Here is a 16,068-nt window from a genome sequence, read left to right on the forward strand (position 1 = left end):
TGTTATGGAACACATTACGTTAACCGTACCGGCCAGCCGCACCTTAAGCGGCAAAGCGCTGGCAGGCGTTGTGGGCTCCGGGGATATGGAGGTGTTATTCACCGCCGACCAGGGCCAGACGTTAACCATTGATATCACCACTTCTGTCGATAACAGCACCCGCCGTTGGGAAGCGCTGTTCAACCGTCTGCAAACGGTCAGCAGCCTGCCTGCGGGCAAACTGACGATCCACGATTTCGGCGCGACGCCGGGCGTGGCGCGCATTCGTATCGAACAGGTATTTGAAGAGGTGAGCTATGCGTGATGATCGCAGTTTTATCGAATTAAAAGCGCGCCAGCGTGCGCACGCGCTGCTGGACGAAGGCAGCTACCGTGAACTGCTCGACCCGTTTGAAGGCGTGATGTCGCCGTGGCTCGGCGCACAGGGTATTGTCCCGCAGGCCGATGACGGCATGGTGGTGGCGAAAGGCACCATCAATGGCAAACCGGCCGTTGTTGTAGAGATTGAAGGCGCATTCCAGGGCGGCAGCATGGGCGAAGTGACCGGCGCCAAAATGGCGGCGGCGCTGGAGCTGGCGGCGGAAGATAACCGCAACGGCATCCCGACTCAGGCGGTCCTGAGCCTGGAAACCGGTGGCGTGCGCTTGCAGGAAGCGAACCTCGGTCTGGCGGCGATTGCTGATATTCACGCGGCGATTGTTGACCTGCGCCGTTATACCCCGGTGGTCGGCATTGTCGCCGGTACCGTGGGCTGCTTCGGTGGGATGTCCATCGCGGCGGCGCTGTGCAGCTATCTGATTGTCACCCGCGAAGCGCGTCTCGGCCTGAACGGCCCGCAGGTTATCGAACAGGAAGCCGGGATTGAAGAGTACGACTCCCGTGACCGTCCGTTTATCTGGGGCATGACCGGTGGCGAAATTCGCTACCAAAGCGGGCTGGTGGAAGCGCTGGTCGGCGACGGCGTCAACGCGGTGAAAGCGGCGATGAACGATGCGCTGGCTAAAGGCGTTCCGGCAAAACATCGCACCGATAACTACGACTGGTATCTCGAACGCCTGACCCACTTCGACACGCGTAAACAGGCCGATACCGAACAGATTCATGCGCTCTTTGCCCGGGAGGTGAAATGATGAGTAACGCAATGAGCCGTGGCCAATTATGGCTGGAAATCCTGGCGCCGAACGCTAAACGTATCGAGGGTCTGTGTCCGTCCGTCCAGGCTGCCGACGGCGAGCTGAACGGTGAAACGGTGCGTTTTATTGCCGTGGTGCCGGACGCGAACAACCACTACCCGCGTGCCGCGAAAGGCGAAGTGGGCCTGCTGGAAGGCTGGACCCTGGCGAAAGTGGTAAGCGAAACCATCGCCGCCGATGCCGATAAAGCCGTGAAGCGCCCGATTGTGGCGGTGATTGACGTGCCGAGCCAGGCCTATGGTCGTCGTGAAGAAGGCTTTGGCATTCACCAGGCGCTGGCCGGTGCCGCAGCGGCGTATGCCAATGCGCGTCTGGCAGGTCACCCGGTGATTGGCCTTATCGTCGGTAAAGCGATGTCCGGTGCGTTTCTGGCGCACGGCTATCAGGCAAACCGCCTGATCGCCTTTAACGACAAAGGCGTACTGATCCACGCGATGGGCAAAGAGTCCGCGGCGCGCATCACCCTGCGTACCGTTGAGGCGCTGGAAAAACTGGCGGCAACCATTCCGCCAATGGCGTATGACATCAGCAACTACGCCACCCTGGGGCTGCTGGAGAATCTGCTGGATATCAGCAATCCGGATGCCCCGTCTGCTAACGATCTGACGCTGGTGTTAAACACCTTGCAACAGGCCATCAACGACGCTCGTCAGGACCCGACGCTGAAAAGCCGTCTGGGGGCCGACAATCGCCGCAGCTCTGCCCTCGTACGCGAACGCATGCGAGCAAGCTGGTAAGTAAAAAAGAGACCTGCCGGATGTACGGCTCCATGGGCGCTTTCCGCGCCCATGCGGGCAGTTGCATCTGAAAAATAATAATCATCGCGCCAGTGCTAACTTTTTTTCATTACAGGTGAAATATGACTTACGTAATTGTTCATGCTCTTGCTCCGATTTTCGTCATTATGTTGCTGGGATTCTGGGCCGGGAAGGCCAAAATGGTGGATAACAAGAATGTCTCCCTGCTCAATATCTTCGTGATGGACTTCGCGCTGCCCGCCGCGCTGTTTAGCGCCACGGTACAAACACCGTGGGCCGGCATCGTTGCGCAGTCGCCGCTGATTGTGGTGCTGACGCTGGCAATGTGGATTACCTATGCCGCCATCTACTTTATGGCGACCAAAGTGTTCAAGAAATCGCCGCAGGATGCCGCCGTGCTGACGCTGACCGTCGCGCTGCCAAACTACGCCGCGCTGGGTCTGCCGATTCTGGGTAGCGTACTGGGTGAAACTTCTTCCACCTCGCTTTCCGTTGCCGTTTCCATCGCCTGCGGTTCCGTGTTGATGACGCCGTTCTGCCTGCTGATCCTCGAACGTGAGAAAGCGCGCGCGGAAGGCGGTAACTCCGGTTCTACGCTGTCTATGCTGCCGGTGCTGATGTGGCGTTCCATCAAAAAACCGATCGTTATGGGCCCGCTGCTGGGGGTTATCCTCTCCGCCATTGGTATTAAAATGCCGGAACTGGTGCTGGCGGCGATCAAACCGCTGGGTCTGTCCGCGACTGCGGCGGCGCTGTTCCTGACCGGTGTGATCCTCTCTGCGCGTAAACTGCAGATCAACACGGTGGTGATTACCTCCACTATCGCCAAACTGCTGATTCAACCGGCCATTGCCTGGGGTATCGTGCTGATTTTCGGTCTGCATGGCTCCGTGGCGATTACTGCAATCCTGATGATTGCGCTGTCCGCGGGTTTCTTCGGCGTGGTGTTTGGTAACCGCTTTGGCGTGCAGTCGCCTGATGCAGAAGCCGTGCTGCTGTTGAGTTCGGTCCTGTGTATCCTGTCTCTGCCGCTGTTTATCTCGCTGACTTCAGGAATCTAAATCATGAGCACAACATTACGCCCACACGACCTTATCTGGCTGAACGCGCGCGACGCGCTTGAAGATGTCACGGAATCCTGGGTGGATACCGTCTGGCATAGCGGTCTGCCGGTGGTGGTGCGGCGTGATGTTGATGCGCAGGGGCGCGTGCCGGTTGGCGTGCGCGGCATGAAGCGCGACCAGCGCGCCGCCGGTTGGGTGAAAGCGGGGGCGGTCGTCCGCGTCTGCTCGCCGGAATCGCTGGTGGACCCGCTGGCGCTGCTGCGCTCGCCCTTTATCTCTCAGCCACCCGTTCAGGTGGCTTTGTTATTGGCGCAGCAGGCGTGGCCGTGGACGTGGGGCATTACCGGCAGTACCGGCTATGCGCTGGCGACCGGGATCCCGGTGATCCATGCGGCAAGCGATCTGGATCTGCTGATCCGCGCGCCGCAGCCGCTGGCACGCGAGCCGTTGGCGATGTGGCAGCAGCAGCTGACGGGCGGGCTGTGCCGGGCGGATACCCAGGTGGAAACGCCCTGTGGCGCGTTTGCCCTCAACGAATGGCTGCGTGACGGTAAAGCACTGTTAAAAACCTCACAGGGGCCGCGTCTGGTGAGCGACCCGTGGAGCAGGGAGGAATAATGAAAATTCTGTTTACCTTTCCGGGGCAGGGAACGCAGCACGCAGGTATGCTGCAAAACCTTCCGGGAACAGAGTTAGCGCAGGCGCGTGAGGTGCTGGGGAGTGAGGCGGAGACGCTGGATTCCCCGCCATCACTGCAACATACCCGGGCGGTGCAGCTGGCGCTGCTGATTGCCGGTGTCGCCTGGGCGCGGGAGCTGGAGCGTCGCGGCGTGTCGCCGGATATCGTCAGTGGTTTGTCTATCGGTGCTTACCCAGCGGCGGTGGTCGCCGGGGCACTGGATTTTGCCGATGCGTTGAAGCTCGTGGCGCTGCGTGGTGATTTAATGGAGCAGGCGTATCCGCACGGCTACGGCCTGACGGCGATTATGGGGCTAACCCTGTCGCAGGTTGAGTCACTGGTCGACGGCAGCGGCACCTATATCGCCAACCTGAACGCGGAAACGCAGATTGTGATTGCGGGTAGCGATGAAGCGATGGCAGGGGTGGCAAAACGCGCGCTGGAGAAAGGCGCCAGCAAAGTGCATCGGCTGGCGGTGAGCGTGCCGTCCCACTGTGAACTACTGGCGGAACCGGCGCAAAAGCTGGTTGAGGCTTTCAGTAAGGTGACGCTTTCTCGCCCACGCTACGCCTACCTCAGCGGCAGCACCGGGCGCGTACTGTGGCAGCCGGAACGTATTGCCGACGATCTGGCGATGAATATGGCGCGTACCGTGCGCTGGCAGGAGGCGGTTATCTCCGCTAACGAACGTGAAGCGCGGCTGGCGATTGAGATGCCGCCCGGTGGCGTGCTGACCTGCTTAACCCGTCAGGCGGCGTGGGAAGGGGAGTCTGTTTCGCTGGAGCGCAGCGGTGTGGATGTTGCCGTGCATCTGGCGAAACGGCTTCGTGCGTGATGTGATTGCCCGATGGCGCTGCGCTTATCGGGCCTACAAAACCGGCTCGATACGCGTAGGCCGGATAAGACGCGAAGCGTCGCCATCCGGCAATCAGGCGTTCTGGTTCAGCGTCCTGGCGTACATGCGCCCTTCGGCGGCCAGCGCCAACAGGCTTGGATCGCGCTCGCGGTTGCGGGCAAAGACAATGGCGATAAGCTGCTGCATCTGGTACGGCTGCGCCAGTTTCTGCAACTGTACGGTATTCTCATACATCTTCTTCATGCGCCCCGGCATCAAACAGAATCCTACCCCTGCCTGTACCAGACTGAGCATGGAGAAAATATCGTTCACGCGGGTGACAATTTCCGGCTCAAATCCGGCGATATGAAACGCCTCCTGAAAGCCGGCATAGGTGGCGAAGCCTTCCGCCAGCGAGACAAACTTTTCATGGCGATAGTGGCGCAGGTCCGCCTTCGCGGTGGTATCCAGCCCAGCGGTCATCGGCGCGGCAAGGTAGATATCGTCGTGGAACAGGGGCAGCACTTCAAGGCTGTTGCGATCGATTTCGCTTTCGGAAATAGAGATGAGGATGGCATCCAGAACGCCATCTTCCAGCATTTTCAGCAGCGCCTCGTTAGAGCCCATGGTGAGATCCAGCTCCAGATCCGGGCGGCGCAGTTTCATCCCCATAATCAGGTGTGGCACCGTCTCCAGCGTCAGCGAGTAGAGCGTGCCCACACGTAAACGGCCCTGGCCCACGCCTGCCGTTTTGCGCGTCTCTTCCAGCCCACGCTCCATCAACTGTGTGACTTCCTGACAGTACTCCAGTAGCGTCCACGCCGCCGGTTGGGCAATCAGATTACGGCCTTTATGGACGAACAGCGGGCAGCGGACGTTCTCTTCCAGCGTGTGCAGCGCCCGATGCACGCTGACGCCGCTGATATTCAGCACCTCAGCGGTACGGGCGATGTTGCCCTTCTCCATAAAGGTCATGAAGATGGTCAGCTTGCGGAAGGTAATGTCATCGGTGATTGACAGGTTCATCGGCTGCCCTCGGAGGTTAGTCGTTCTGCATCATCTGTTCGAGCTGCTCCTGCGCCTCCAGCCACGCCATTTCGCACTCCTCCAGCCCGGATTTGGCGCTGGCCTGCAGCTGCAGACACTCGGTCATTTCCGCTTTGCGGCTGGGGTCGTACAGGCTGCTGTCGCCGAGCTTCTCTTCCGCCTGCGCCAGCTGGGCGTTGAGTTTTTCCATCTCTTTTTCCAGACGGGTAATCTCTTTACGCAGCGGCTGCGTCAGGGTGCGCAGCTCGGCTTCGCGGCGCTTCTGGTCTTTACGCGACTGGGCGCTGTTGGCGTTGTTCTCTTTCGGCGCGTCGTCGGCCTGGTTTTCCAGCTTCTGCACGTCGCTCAGCCACTGCTGATAGTCTTCCAGGTCGCCATCGAACGGCTCGACCTTTTTGTCATGCACCAGATAGAGATCGTCGGTGGTGGAGCGGATCAGGTGACGATCGTGCGAAACCACAACCAGCGCGCCTTCGAAATCGATCAGCGCTTCGGTCAGCGCCTGACGCATATCGAGATCCAGGTGGTTAGTCGGTTCATCGAGCAGCAGCAGGTTCGGGCGCTGCCAGACGATCAATGCCAGCACCAGACGCGCTTTTTCGCCGCCGGAGAAGCGGGCGGTCTGTTCAGTCACCTTATCGCCCTGGAAGCCGAAGCCGCCGAGGTAGTCGCGCAGCTTCTGTTCCAGCTCCTGCGGCGCCATGCGCGCCAGATGCTGCAGCGGGGATTCGTCGGCGCGCAGGAACTCCAGTTGGTGCTGGGCGAAGTAACCGAGCTTGATGCCTTTGGCGAGGCCAATCTCACCGTGTAGCGGCTCCAGTTCGCCCGCCAGTAGCTTAATCAGCGTCGACTTACCCGCACCGTTACGGCCCAGCAGGCCGATGCGCGAACCCGGCACCAGGTTCAGCTTGATAGATTCAAGGATTGTGCGATCGCCATAGCCCGCGCTGACCTTTTCCATTTTCAGCAACGGGTTTGGCAGACTTTCCGGCGCGCGGAAGCTGAAGTGGAACGGGTTATCGACGTGGGCCGGAGCAATCAGCTCCATGCGTTCCAGCATCTTGATGCGGCTCTGCGCCTGCTTGGCCTTAGTGGCCTTGGCGCGGAAGCGGTCGATGTAGCTTTGCAGATGCGCCACGCGCTCCTGCTGGCTTTCGTACATCGCCTGCTGCTGGGCCAGGCGGGTGGCGCGCTGCACTTCAAACGAGCTGTAGTTGCCGGTGTATTCGAACATCGTTTGCTGTTCGATATGGATAATTTTGTCCACCACCGGATCGAGGAAGTCGCGGTCGTGGGAAATCAGAATCAGCGTGCCCTGATAGCTTTTCAGCCATCTTTCCAGCCAGATCACCGCGTCAAGATCGAGGTGGTTGGTCGGTTCATCAAGCAGCAGCAGGTCGGAACGGCAAATCAGCGCCTGGGCCAGGTTAAGACGCATACGCCAGCCGCCGGAGAAGTCGCTAACCGGGCGGGTAAGCTGCTCGTTGCTGAAGCCGAGGCCGTGCAGCAGGCTGGAGGCGCGAGAGCGGATGGTCCACGCGTCAATCGCGTCCAGCTTGCCATGAACGGTGGCGATGGCGTGGCCATCGTTACGTTCGTTGGCGTCGTTGAGCTGGGCTTCCAGCTGGCGGAACTCACGGTCGCCGTCAATGACATAGTCCAGAGCGGGCTGCGGCAGCGCAGGGGTTTCCTGGTTTACCCACGCCAGCTGCCAGCTGCTGGGGAAGGTAAAGTTGCCGCCATCGGCGCTTATCTCGTTTTTCAGCAGCGCGAGCAGCGTGGATTTGCCGCAGCCGTTTTTCCCCACCAGGCCGACTTTCTGCCCAGGGTTGATGGTGGCCGATGCGTTATCCAGCAGGACACGCACGCCGCGACGAATTTGTAACGAGGAGAAAACAATCATAAGGCGCCGTATGTTCTGAATATGTTAAATTGTCATTGTGGTAATGTAATGTGGTAAGCGAATCGCTAGACCGGGCCGCAATGGTAGCCCAAAACGATGACGATACACAAAACCATTCAGGTGGCGTGATGGACACCCGGGAGGGGAATGATGTCACAGACGGCGAAGGTATTGCTGATCTATGCCCATCCGGAATCACAGGACTCGGTCGCTAACCGGGTTTTGCTTAAACCGGCTTTGCAGTTAAGCAACGTAACCGTGCACGATCTCTACGCGCACTATCCTGATTTTTTTATCGATATTCCTCGCGAGCAGGCGCTGCTGCGCGAGCATGATGTCATCGTGTTTCAACACCCTCTCTATACCTACAGCTGCCCGGCACTGCTCAAAGAGTGGCTCGACCGCGTGCTGAGCCGTGGTTTTGCCAGCGGCATCGGGGGCAATCAGCTGGCGGGAAAGTACTGGCGTAGCGTGATCACCACCGGCGAACCGGAAAGCGCCTATCGCCACGATGGCCTGAATCGTTATCCGATGAGCGATATTCTGCGTCCGTTTGAGCTGACCGCCGCCATGTGTCATATGCACTGGATGAGCCCGATTATCGTTTACTGGGCGCGACGTCAGCCGCCCAATGAGCTGGCAAACCATGCTAAGGCCTACGCTGACTGGCTGGCGGCGCCGATTGTGGCAGGAGGACGATGATGGAAGGTTCGGATTTATTACTGGCGGGGGTGCTGTTCCTCTTCGCGGCGGTGGCGGCGGTGCCTTTAGCGGCCAGGCTGGGCATCGGCGCGGTGTTAGGTTATCTGTTGGCGGGGATTGCCATCGGCCCGTGGGGGCTGGGCTTCATCAGCGACGTCGACGAAATTCTTCATTTCTCCGAGCTGGGCGTAGTGTTCCTGATGTTTATCATCGGGCTGGAGCTGAACCCGGCCAAACTGTGGCAGCTGCGGCGACCCATTTTCGGCATCGGCGCCGCGCAGGTGATTTTCAGCGCCGCGATCCTCGGCGGGCTGCTGCTGCTGACCAACTTCTCGTGGCAGGCGGCGGCGATTGGCGGGATTGGCCTGGCGATGTCGTCGACGGCGATGGCGCTGCAGCTAATGCGCGAAAAGGGGATGAACCGCAGTGAGGCCGGGCAGCTCGGCTTTTCGGTGCTGCTGTTTCAGGATCTGGCGGTGATCCCGGCGCTGGCGCTGGTGCCGCTGCTGGCGGGGGCAGGTGACGAACATTTCCACTGGCAGACCGTCGGGCTGAAGGTGCTGGCCTTTGCCGGGATGCTGATTGGCGGGCGCTACCTGCTGCGCCCGGTGTTCCGTTTTATCGCCAGCTCCGGCGTGCGCGAAGTGTTTACCGCGGCCACGCTGCTGCTGGTTCTTGGCTCCGCGCTGTTTATGGATGCGCTGGGGCTATCGATGGCGCTGGGGACGTTTATCGCCGGCGTGCTGCTGGCGGAAAGCGAGTATCGCCACGAGCTGGAGATTGCCATCGAGCCGTTCAAGGGGCTGCTGCTGGGATTGTTCTTTATCTCGGTGGGGATGTCGCTCAACCTGGGCGTGCTTTATACCCATTTACTGGCGGTGCTGGGCTGCGTGGCGCTGCTGGTGGGCGTCAAAACGCTGGTGCTGTACCTGCTGGCCCGCCTGCACGGCATGCGTAGCTCAGAGCGCATGCAGTTTGCCAGCGTGCTGAGCCAGGGCGGCGAGTTTGCCTTTGTGCTGTTCTCCGCCGCCTCGTCGTTTAAGGTGTTTAAAGGCGACCAGATGTCGCTGCTGCTGGTGACCGTCACGCTGTCGATGATGACCACGCCGCTGCTGATGAAGCTGGTGGATCGGGTGCTTTCGCGGCGTTTTAACGGCCCGGAAGAGGAAGATGAAGCGCCGTGGGTAGAGGATGACAAGCCGCAGGTGATCGTGGTGGGCTTTGGCCGTTTCGGCCAGGTGATTGGCCGCCTGCTGATGGCTAATAAGCTGCGCATTACCGTCCTCGAGCGTGATATCAGCGCGGTCAACCTGATGCGCAAATACGGCTATAAGGTGTACTACGGCGACGCCACCCAGGTGGAGCTACTGCGCTCGGCGGGGGCCGAGCAGGCGCAGTCGATCGTCATTACCTGCAACGAGCCGGAAGACACCATGAAGCTGGTGGAGATCTGCCAGCAGCACTTCCCGCACCTGCATATCATGGCGCGTGCGCGGGGACGTGTGGAGGCGCACGAACTGCTGCAGGCGGGCGTGGTACAGTTTTCTCGTGAAACGTTCTCCAGCGCGCTGGAGCTGGGACGCAAGGCGCTGATCTCGACCGGCATGCACCCGCATCAGGCGCAGCGCGCGCAGCTGCACTTCAAGCGGCTGGATATGCGTATGCTGCGCGAACTGATGCCGGTTCACAGCGATACCCAACAAATTTCGCGCGTGCGGGAAGCGCGGCGAGAGCTGGAGGAGATCTTCCAGCGTGAGATGCAACAAGAGCGGCGGCAGCTGGACGGCTGGGACGAATTTGAATAGAAGGTGAAGCATGGCGGTACGTAAACGTTTTATCGCGGGCGCAAAATGCCCGTCGTGTCAGGCGCAGGATTCTATGGCGATGTGGCGCGAGAATAATATTGATGTCGTTGAATGCGTTAAGTGCGGGCATCAGATGCGCGAAGCGGATAAACAAGCACGCGATCACGTACGCAAAGAGGAACAAGTGATCGGTATTTTTCATCCAGAGTAGCGATCCGTGCTGTCTTTTTTTAAGCTTATGGGTACACGGGTGTAGAATTCCGCTACAATCTGCGCCACTTAAATATTCCCATGCTCAGGAGATATCATGAAAGTAGCAAAAGACCTGGTGGTCAGCCTGGCCTATCAGGTACGTACAGAAGACGGTGTGTTGGTTGATGAGTCTCCGGTAAGTGCACCGCTGGACTACCTGCATGGTCACGGTTCCCTGATCTCCGGCCTGGAAAATGCGCTGGACGGTCACGATGTTGGTGATAAATTCGACGTTGCCGTACAGGCCAACGACGCTTACGGTCAGTACGACGAAAACCTGGTGCAGCGCGTTCCTAAAGACGTGTTCATGGGCGTTGACGAACTCCAGGTTGGCATGCGCTTCCTGGCGGAAACCGACCAGGGTCCGGTTCCGGTTGAAATCACCGAAGTTGAAGACGACCACGTCGTGGTTGACGGCAACCACATGCTGGCTGGCCAGAACCTGAAGTTCAGCGTTGAAGTTGTGGCTATCCGTGAAGCAACCGAAGAAGAGCTGGCTCATGGCCACGTTCACGGCGCGCACGACCATCACCACGATCACGGTGAAGACGGTTGCTGCGGCGGTCACGGCCACGACCACGGTCATGACCACGGCGGCGAAGGCTGCTGCGGCGGTGGCGGTAAAGGCCACGGCGGCTGCGGCTGCCACTAATCGGTCGATGCGGCTGATTGCCTGATGGCGCTACGCTTATCAGGCCTACGGTAGGCCGGATAAGACGTTTACGTCGCCATCCGGCACAAAAAAAAGCGGGGAAACCCGCTTTTTTTACGTCTCAATAATGGGGCGGCGGCGTCTCTTCCGACTGCGACGCGATATGTGACGGCTGGCTGGCTTTGAGTTTTTCCGTCAGCAGACGCAGATGTTCGCGCAGTTTGGCCATCTCCATTTCATGAGCGGTAACCGTCTGATTAAGATCCTCAATGGTGATCTCCTGGAAGGCCAGTCGGCTTTCAAGTTCTTCCAGACGCGCTTCGATAGTCGTTTCCTGCATGATGCCTCTCTCTACTCTGTTATCGCCAAAAGCGTTTCTGACGCGGCGGATTCTACGCAACTTTACCCTGGCGTGCAGCACTACCGTGCGTGAGCGGAAACTAATTTAAACAAAAAGAGTCTGAAAAGGGTCGATATCAGGAGCGTTCGTATGTAGATTTCCTCTACAACGTTTTATAGTATGCTTCTCATTTAGTTAACATGGGGCGAGAGGCCCCGGCCCTGGAGAGATGGATGAAATCACTGTTTAAAGTAACGCTTCTGGCAACCACAATGGCCGTTGCACTGAATGCGCCTCTGACCTTCGCGGCTGACGCGGCGGCGAAAGCGGCCCCGGCAGCAGAAAGCAAAGCTGCATTCAAAAATGACGACCAGAAATCTGCTTATGCGCTGGGCGCATCGCTGGGTCGTTACATGGAAAATTCTCTGAAAGAACAGGAAAAACTGGGCATCAAACTGGATAAAGACCAGCTGATCGCCGGCGTTCAGGACGCCTTTGCTGACAAGAGCAAACTGTCCGATCAGGAAATTGAACAAACTCTGCAGGCTTTCGAAACGCGCGTGAAGACCTCCGCTCAGGCGAAGATGGAAAAAGACGCGGCTGACAACGAAGCGAAAGGCAAAGCCTACCGCGACAAGTTTGCCAAAGAGAAGGGCGTGAAAACCTCTAAAACCGGCCTGCTGTTCAAAGTAGAGAAAGAAGGCACCGGCGAAGCGCCGAAAGACAGCGATACCGTGGTGGTGAACTACAAAGGTACGTTGATCGACGGTAAAGAGTTCGATAACTCTTACACCCGCGGCGAGCCGCTCTCCTTCCGTCTGGATGGCGTTATTCCGGGCTGGACCGAAGGCCTGAAGAACATCAAGAAAGGCGGTAAAATCCAGCTGGTTATCCCACCGGATCTGGCTTACGGTAAAACCGGCGTTCCGGGCATTCCGGCTAATTCCACGCTGGTCTTTGACGTTGAGCTGTTAGACGTTAAACCGGCACCGAAAGCCGAAGCGCAGCCAGAAGCTGCACCGGCAGATAAAGCCGCTGAAGCGAGCAAAAAATAAGAGTCAGACCGCCGCCGCCCACTGGGCGGCGGCTTTTTATTATCGGCAGGATATAATTAATGCTGGAAAGCGCCTTATGCGCTGTATTACTTTAGATGCCCCTAATAGTGATGAGCCTGCCCTGACAACATAACGACAGGCTCCTGAAAAGGAGTGCTTTTTTTCATGTCCAGGTCGCTTTTAACCAACGAAACCAGTGAGCTCGATTTACTGGATCAACGTCCTTTCGATCAGACTGACTTCGATATCCTCAAATCCTACGAAGCGGTAGTGGACGGGTTGGCGATGCTCATTGGTTCCCACTGCGAAATCGTGCTGCATTCACTTCAGGATCTAAAATGCTCGGCAATACGCATCGCCAACGGTGAACATACCGGGCGGAAAATCGGATCGCCGATTACCGATCTCGCACTCCGGATGCTGCATGATATGACCGGGGCGGATAGCAGCGTTTCCAAATGCTATTTTACTCGCGCCAAAAGTGGCGTGCTGATGAAGTCGGTCACCATTGCCATTCGCAATCGTGAGCATCGCGTTATCGGCCTGCTGTGCATCAACATGAACCTTGATGTGCCGTTCTCACAGATCATGAACACTTTCATTCCGCCTGAGACGCCGGAAGTTGGCTCTGCGGTTAACTTCGCCTCCTCGGTGGAGGATCTGGTGACCCAGACGCTGGAGTTCACCATCGAAGAGGTGAACGCCGATCGCAACGTTTCCAATAACGCCAAAAATCGCCAGATCGTGCTGAACCTTTACGAGAAAGGCATTTTCGACATTAAAGATGCCATCAACCAGGTGGCTGACCGCCTGAATATCTCCAAACACACGGTGTACCTCTATATTCGTCAGTTCAAGAACGGCGATTTCCTGGGGCAAGACAAGTAATGCGTTTTGCCCTGATGGTGACCGGCCCGGCCTACGGTACGCAGCAGGCCAGCAGCGCGCTGCAGTTTGCGCAGGCGGCGCTGGCGGAAGGTCACGAGCTCGCCTGCGTGTTTTTCTATCGCGAAGGGGTATACAACGCCAATCAGCTAAGCTCCCCGGCCAGCGACGAGTTTGACCTGGTCCGCGCGTGGCAGTCGCTCCATGAGACGCACGGCGTGGCGCTGCATATTTGCGTCGCCGCCGCGCTGCGTCGAGGCGTGACCGATCAAATGGAAGCCGGCCAGCTTGGCCTGCCCACTTTTAACCTCCAGCCGGGTTTCTCGCTAAGCGGACTGGGTTCGCTGGCCGAAGCCGCGCTGACCTGCGATCGAATGGTACAGTTCTGATGAAACGCGTTGCGTTTGTATTTTCCAGCGCGCCGCACGGTAGCGCAGCGGGGCGGGAAGGGCTGGATGCGCTGCTGGCGACGTCGGCGTTAAGCGAAGACCTCGGCGTCTTTTTTATCGGCGACGGAGTGTTTCAGCTGCTCAGCCAGCAGACGCCTGGCGTGATTCTGGCGCGCGACTACATTGCCACCTTCAAACTGCTGGCGCTCTACGATATTGAAAACTGCTGGATCTGCGCCGCCTCAATGCGCGAGCGCGGTCTGGCGGCAGACACGGCGTTTGTTGCCGACGTTGAGCCGTTAGAGCCGCACGCGCTGCGTGAACGGCTGGCCGGCTACGATGTGATTCTGCGTTTCTGAGGCCCCTATGCTGCATACGCTCAGTACCTCTCCCTGGCACGCCGACATGGCGGGTATGCTCCGCCTGATGGCGGAAGGCGATGATTTGCTGCTGATCGCCGACGGCGTGCTGGCGGCGGTGGAGAATAGCCACTTTCTTGAAATCCTGCGTGCTGCCCCCATATCCATCCATGTGTTGAATGTAGATGTGCAGGCGCGCGGTCTTTGTGCTCAAATTTCGAGCGATGTCATCATGGTCAGCTATACTGACTTCGTCAGGTTAACGGTAAAACACCCGGCTCAGATGGCCTGGTAATGCTATACCGTTGTATATTTCTTGACACCCTTTCGGCATGGCCCTAAAATTTCGCGTCCTCATATTATATGAGGCGATTTATTACGTGTTTACGAAGCAAAAGCTAAAACCAGGAGCTATTTAATGGCAACAGTTAACCAGCTGGTTCGCAAACCACGTGCTCGCAAAGTTGCAAAAAGCAACGTGCCTGCACTGGAAGCCTGCCCGCAGAAACGTGGCGTATGTACTCGTGTATATACCACCACTCCTAAAAAACCGAACTCCGCACTGCGTAAAGTTTGCCGTGTTCGTCTGACTAACGGTTTTGAAGTGACCTCCTACATCGGTGGTGAAGGTCATAACCTGCAGGAGCACTCCGTGATCCTGATCCGTGGCGGTCGTGTTAAAGACCTTCCGGGTGTTCGTTACCACACCGTTCGTGGTGCGCTTGACTGCTCCGGCGTTAAAGACCGTAAGCAAGCTCGCTCCAAGTATGGCGTGAAGCGTCCTAAGGCTTAATGGTTCTCCGTTAAGTAAGGCCAAACGTTTTATATTAATGTCAAACTAAACTCTTTGAGTTTTGGACAATCCTGAATTAACAACGGAGTATTTCCATGCCACGTCGTCGCGTCATTGGTCAGCGTAAAATCCTTCCAGATCCTAAGTTCGGATCAGAACTGCTGGCAAAATTTGTCAACATCCTGATGGTAGATGGTAAAAAATCTACTGCAGAAGCAATCGTATACAGCGCGCTGGAGACCCTGGCTCAGCGTTCTGGTAAAAATGAACTGGAAGCTTTCGAAGTCGCTCTGGACAACGTCCGTCCGACCGTCGAAGTTAAGTCCCGCCGTGTAGGTGGTTCTACTTATCAGGTTCCAGTTGAAGTCCGTCCGGTTCGTCGTAATGCCCTGGCAATGCGTTGGATCGTAGAAGCTGCTCGTAAACGTGGTGATAAATCCATGGCTCTGCGTCTGGCGAACGAACTTTCTGACGCTGCAGACAACAAAGGTACTGCAGTTAAGAAACGTGAAGACGATCACCGTATGGCAGAAGCCAACAAGGCGTTCGCACACTACCGTTGGTAATCCCTTCGGAGTCATAGTCACCAGGCGGGCGCTTCAGGTAAGTCGCCCGTACTGGATAACTTAACTGAACGCCTAAAGAAACAAACGAGGAATCAAATGGCTCGTACAACACCCATCGCACGCTACCGTAACATCGGTATCAGTGCGCACATCGACGCCGGTAAAACCACTACTACCGAACGTATTCTGTTCTACACCGGTGTAAACCACAAAATCGGTGAAGTTCACGACGGCGCAGCAACCATGGACTGGATGGAGCAGGAGCAGGAGCGTGGTATCACCATCACCTCCGCAGCGACTACTGCATTCTGGTCTGGTATGGCTAAGCAGTATGAACCGCATCGCGTTAACATCATCGACACCCCGGGGCACGTTGACTTCACTATCGAAGTAGAACGTTCCATGCGTGTGCTTGATGGTGCAGTAATGGTTTACTGCGCAGTTGGTGGTGTTCAGCCGCAGTCTGAAACCGTATGGCGTCAGGCAAACAAATATAAAGTACCGCGCATTGCGTTCGTTAACAAAATGGACCGCATGGGTGCGAACTTCCTGAAAGTTGTTGGTCAGATCAAATCCCGTCTGGGCGCGACTCCGGTCCCGCTGCAGCTGGCAATTGGTGCTGAAGAAGGTTTCACCGGTGTTGTTGACCTGGTGAAAATGAAAGCCATCAACTGGAACGAAGAAGACGCAGGCGTAACCTTCACTTATGAAGATATCCCGGCTGACATGCAGGAACTGGCTGAAGAATGGCACCAGAACCTGATCGAGTCCGCTGCAGAAGCTTCAGAAGA

21 protein-coding genes are annotated in these 16,068 nt (G+C 57.5%); 18 read left to right on the top strand and 3 right to left on the bottom strand.

Annotated elements, in window-relative coordinates:
- Positions 1–4: 4 nt before the first annotated feature.
- The 6 genes from mdcC to mdcH all read left to right on the top strand — a co-directional run bounded on the left by mdcC (position 5) and on the right by mdcH (position 4,529).
- The gene (gene mdcC, locus ACK5JN_RS05715) at positions 5–304 is read left to right on the top strand and encodes a malonate decarboxylase acyl carrier protein (protein WP_032945188.1); all 300 of its coding nucleotides are present in this window, start codon (positions 5–7) and stop codon (positions 302–304) included.
- Positions 297–1,130, top strand: coding sequence for a biotin-independent malonate decarboxylase subunit beta (locus tag ACK5JN_RS05720; RefSeq protein WP_416869267.1), 834 nt, complete (start codon positions 297–299; stop codon positions 1,128–1,130). The genes mdcC and ACK5JN_RS05720 overlap by 8 nt, the downstream gene beginning before the upstream one ends.
- On the top strand, positions 1,130–1,930 hold the full coding sequence (gene mdcE, locus ACK5JN_RS05725; protein WP_416869283.1) for a biotin-independent malonate decarboxylase subunit gamma: 801 nt from the start codon (positions 1,130–1,132) through the stop codon (positions 1,928–1,930). Before ACK5JN_RS05720 ends, mdcE begins: the two co-directional genes overlap by 1 nt.
- Before the next feature lie 122 nt (positions 1,931–2,052).
- A complete protein-coding gene (locus ACK5JN_RS05730) occupies positions 2,053–3,012 on the top strand; it encodes an AEC family transporter (protein WP_079225899.1) in 960 nt (319 codons plus the stop codon).
- Positions 3,013–3,015: 3 nt separating this feature from the next.
- Positions 3,016–3,633: a malonate decarboxylase holo-ACP synthase gene (locus tag ACK5JN_RS05735; RefSeq protein WP_278238684.1), complete on the top strand. Its 618-nt coding sequence runs from the start codon at positions 3,016–3,018 to the stop codon at positions 3,631–3,633.
- A complete protein-coding gene (gene mdcH / locus ACK5JN_RS05740) occupies positions 3,633–4,529 on the top strand; it encodes a malonate decarboxylase subunit epsilon (RefSeq protein ID WP_416869268.1) in 897 nt (298 codons plus the stop codon). The genes ACK5JN_RS05735 and mdcH overlap by 1 nt, the downstream gene beginning before the upstream one ends.
- Before the next feature lie 93 nt (positions 4,530–4,622).
- On the opposite strand, the gene ACK5JN_RS05745 is transcribed toward mdcH, so the two are convergent.
- On the bottom strand, positions 4,623–5,555 hold the full coding sequence (locus tag ACK5JN_RS05745; RefSeq protein ID WP_416869269.1) for a LysR family transcriptional regulator: 933 nt from the start codon (positions 5,553–5,555) through the stop codon (positions 4,623–4,625).
- A 16-nt stretch (positions 5,556–5,571) separates the two neighbouring features.
- Positions 5,572–7,479: an ABC transporter ATP-binding protein gene (locus ACK5JN_RS05750; RefSeq protein ID WP_416869270.1), complete on the bottom strand. Its 1,908-nt coding sequence runs from the start codon at positions 7,477–7,479 to the stop codon at positions 5,572–5,574.
- Positions 7,480–7,626: 147 nt separating this feature from the next.
- Between ACK5JN_RS05750 and kefG the strand changes: the two genes are divergently transcribed.
- From kefG to slyD, 4 genes are all read left to right on the top strand, one after another.
- Positions 7,627–8,181, top strand: coding sequence for a glutathione-regulated potassium-efflux system ancillary protein KefG (gene kefG / locus ACK5JN_RS05755; RefSeq protein ID WP_416869271.1), 555 nt, complete (start codon positions 7,627–7,629; stop codon positions 8,179–8,181).
- Positions 8,181–9,986, top strand: coding sequence for a glutathione-regulated potassium-efflux system protein KefB (gene kefB, locus ACK5JN_RS05760; RefSeq protein WP_416869284.1), 1,806 nt, complete (start codon positions 8,181–8,183; stop codon positions 9,984–9,986). Before kefG ends, kefB begins: the two co-directional genes overlap by 1 nt.
- A 10-nt stretch (positions 9,987–9,996) precedes the next feature.
- Entirely contained in the window at positions 9,997–10,197 is a 201-nt protein-coding gene (locus tag ACK5JN_RS05765) for a YheV family putative zinc ribbon protein (protein WP_416869272.1), read from the top strand.
- 96 nt (positions 10,198–10,293) lie between these two features.
- Positions 10,294–10,890, top strand: coding sequence for a peptidylprolyl isomerase (gene slyD / locus ACK5JN_RS05770; RefSeq protein ID WP_064541588.1), 597 nt, complete (start codon positions 10,294–10,296; stop codon positions 10,888–10,890).
- A 121-nt stretch (positions 10,891–11,011) separates the two neighbouring features.
- Here the strand turns inward: slyD and ACK5JN_RS05775 are convergent, their stop codons facing one another.
- Complete coding sequence (locus tag ACK5JN_RS05775) at positions 11,012–11,230, bottom strand: protein SlyX (protein ID WP_064541591.1); 219 nt, start codon at positions 11,228–11,230, stop codon at positions 11,012–11,014.
- A 233-nt stretch (positions 11,231–11,463) separates the two neighbouring features.
- On the opposite strand from ACK5JN_RS05775, the gene fkpA reads away from it, so the two are divergent.
- The 8 genes from fkpA to ACK5JN_RS05815 form a co-directional block, all read left to right on the top strand.
- Positions 11,464–12,285 (top strand): FKBP-type peptidyl-prolyl cis-trans isomerase, encoded by an 822-nt coding sequence (fkpA, locus tag ACK5JN_RS05780; RefSeq protein WP_163446644.1) that lies wholly within the window; start codon positions 11,464–11,466, stop codon positions 12,283–12,285.
- 165 nt (positions 12,286–12,450) lie between these two features.
- Positions 12,451–13,173, top strand: coding sequence for a helix-turn-helix transcriptional regulator (locus ACK5JN_RS05785; RefSeq protein WP_416869273.1), 723 nt, complete (start codon positions 12,451–12,453; stop codon positions 13,171–13,173).
- Positions 13,173–13,559, top strand: coding sequence for a sulfurtransferase complex subunit TusD (tusD, locus tag ACK5JN_RS05790; RefSeq protein WP_416869274.1), 387 nt, complete (start codon positions 13,173–13,175; stop codon positions 13,557–13,559). Before ACK5JN_RS05785 ends, tusD begins: the two co-directional genes overlap by 1 nt.
- The gene (gene tusC / locus ACK5JN_RS05795; protein WP_416869275.1) at positions 13,559–13,918 is read left to right on the top strand and encodes a sulfurtransferase complex subunit TusC; all 360 of its coding nucleotides are present in this window, start codon (positions 13,559–13,561) and stop codon (positions 13,916–13,918) included. Before tusD ends, tusC begins: the two co-directional genes overlap by 1 nt.
- 7 nt (positions 13,919–13,925) lie before the next feature.
- A complete protein-coding gene (tusB, locus tag ACK5JN_RS05800; RefSeq protein WP_416869276.1) occupies positions 13,926–14,213 on the top strand; it encodes a sulfurtransferase complex subunit TusB in 288 nt (95 codons plus the stop codon).
- Positions 14,214–14,336: 123 nt separating this feature from the next.
- Entirely contained in the window at positions 14,337–14,711 is a 375-nt protein-coding gene (gene rpsL / locus ACK5JN_RS05805; protein ID WP_000246815.1) for a 30S ribosomal protein S12, read from the top strand.
- A 95-nt stretch (positions 14,712–14,806) separates the two neighbouring features.
- Entirely contained in the window at positions 14,807–15,277 is a 471-nt protein-coding gene (rpsG, locus tag ACK5JN_RS05810; RefSeq protein ID WP_416869277.1) for a 30S ribosomal protein S7, read from the top strand.
- Between the two features lie 96 nt (positions 15,278–15,373).
- Positions 15,374–16,068 (top strand): GTP-binding protein (locus ACK5JN_RS05815; RefSeq protein ID WP_416869278.1); only part of this gene is annotated, 695 nt, incomplete at its 3' end.

It is taken from the genome of Kluyvera sp., assembly GCF_047971185.1.
Classification (GTDB): Bacteria; Pseudomonadota; Gammaproteobacteria; order Enterobacterales; family Enterobacteriaceae; genus Kluyvera.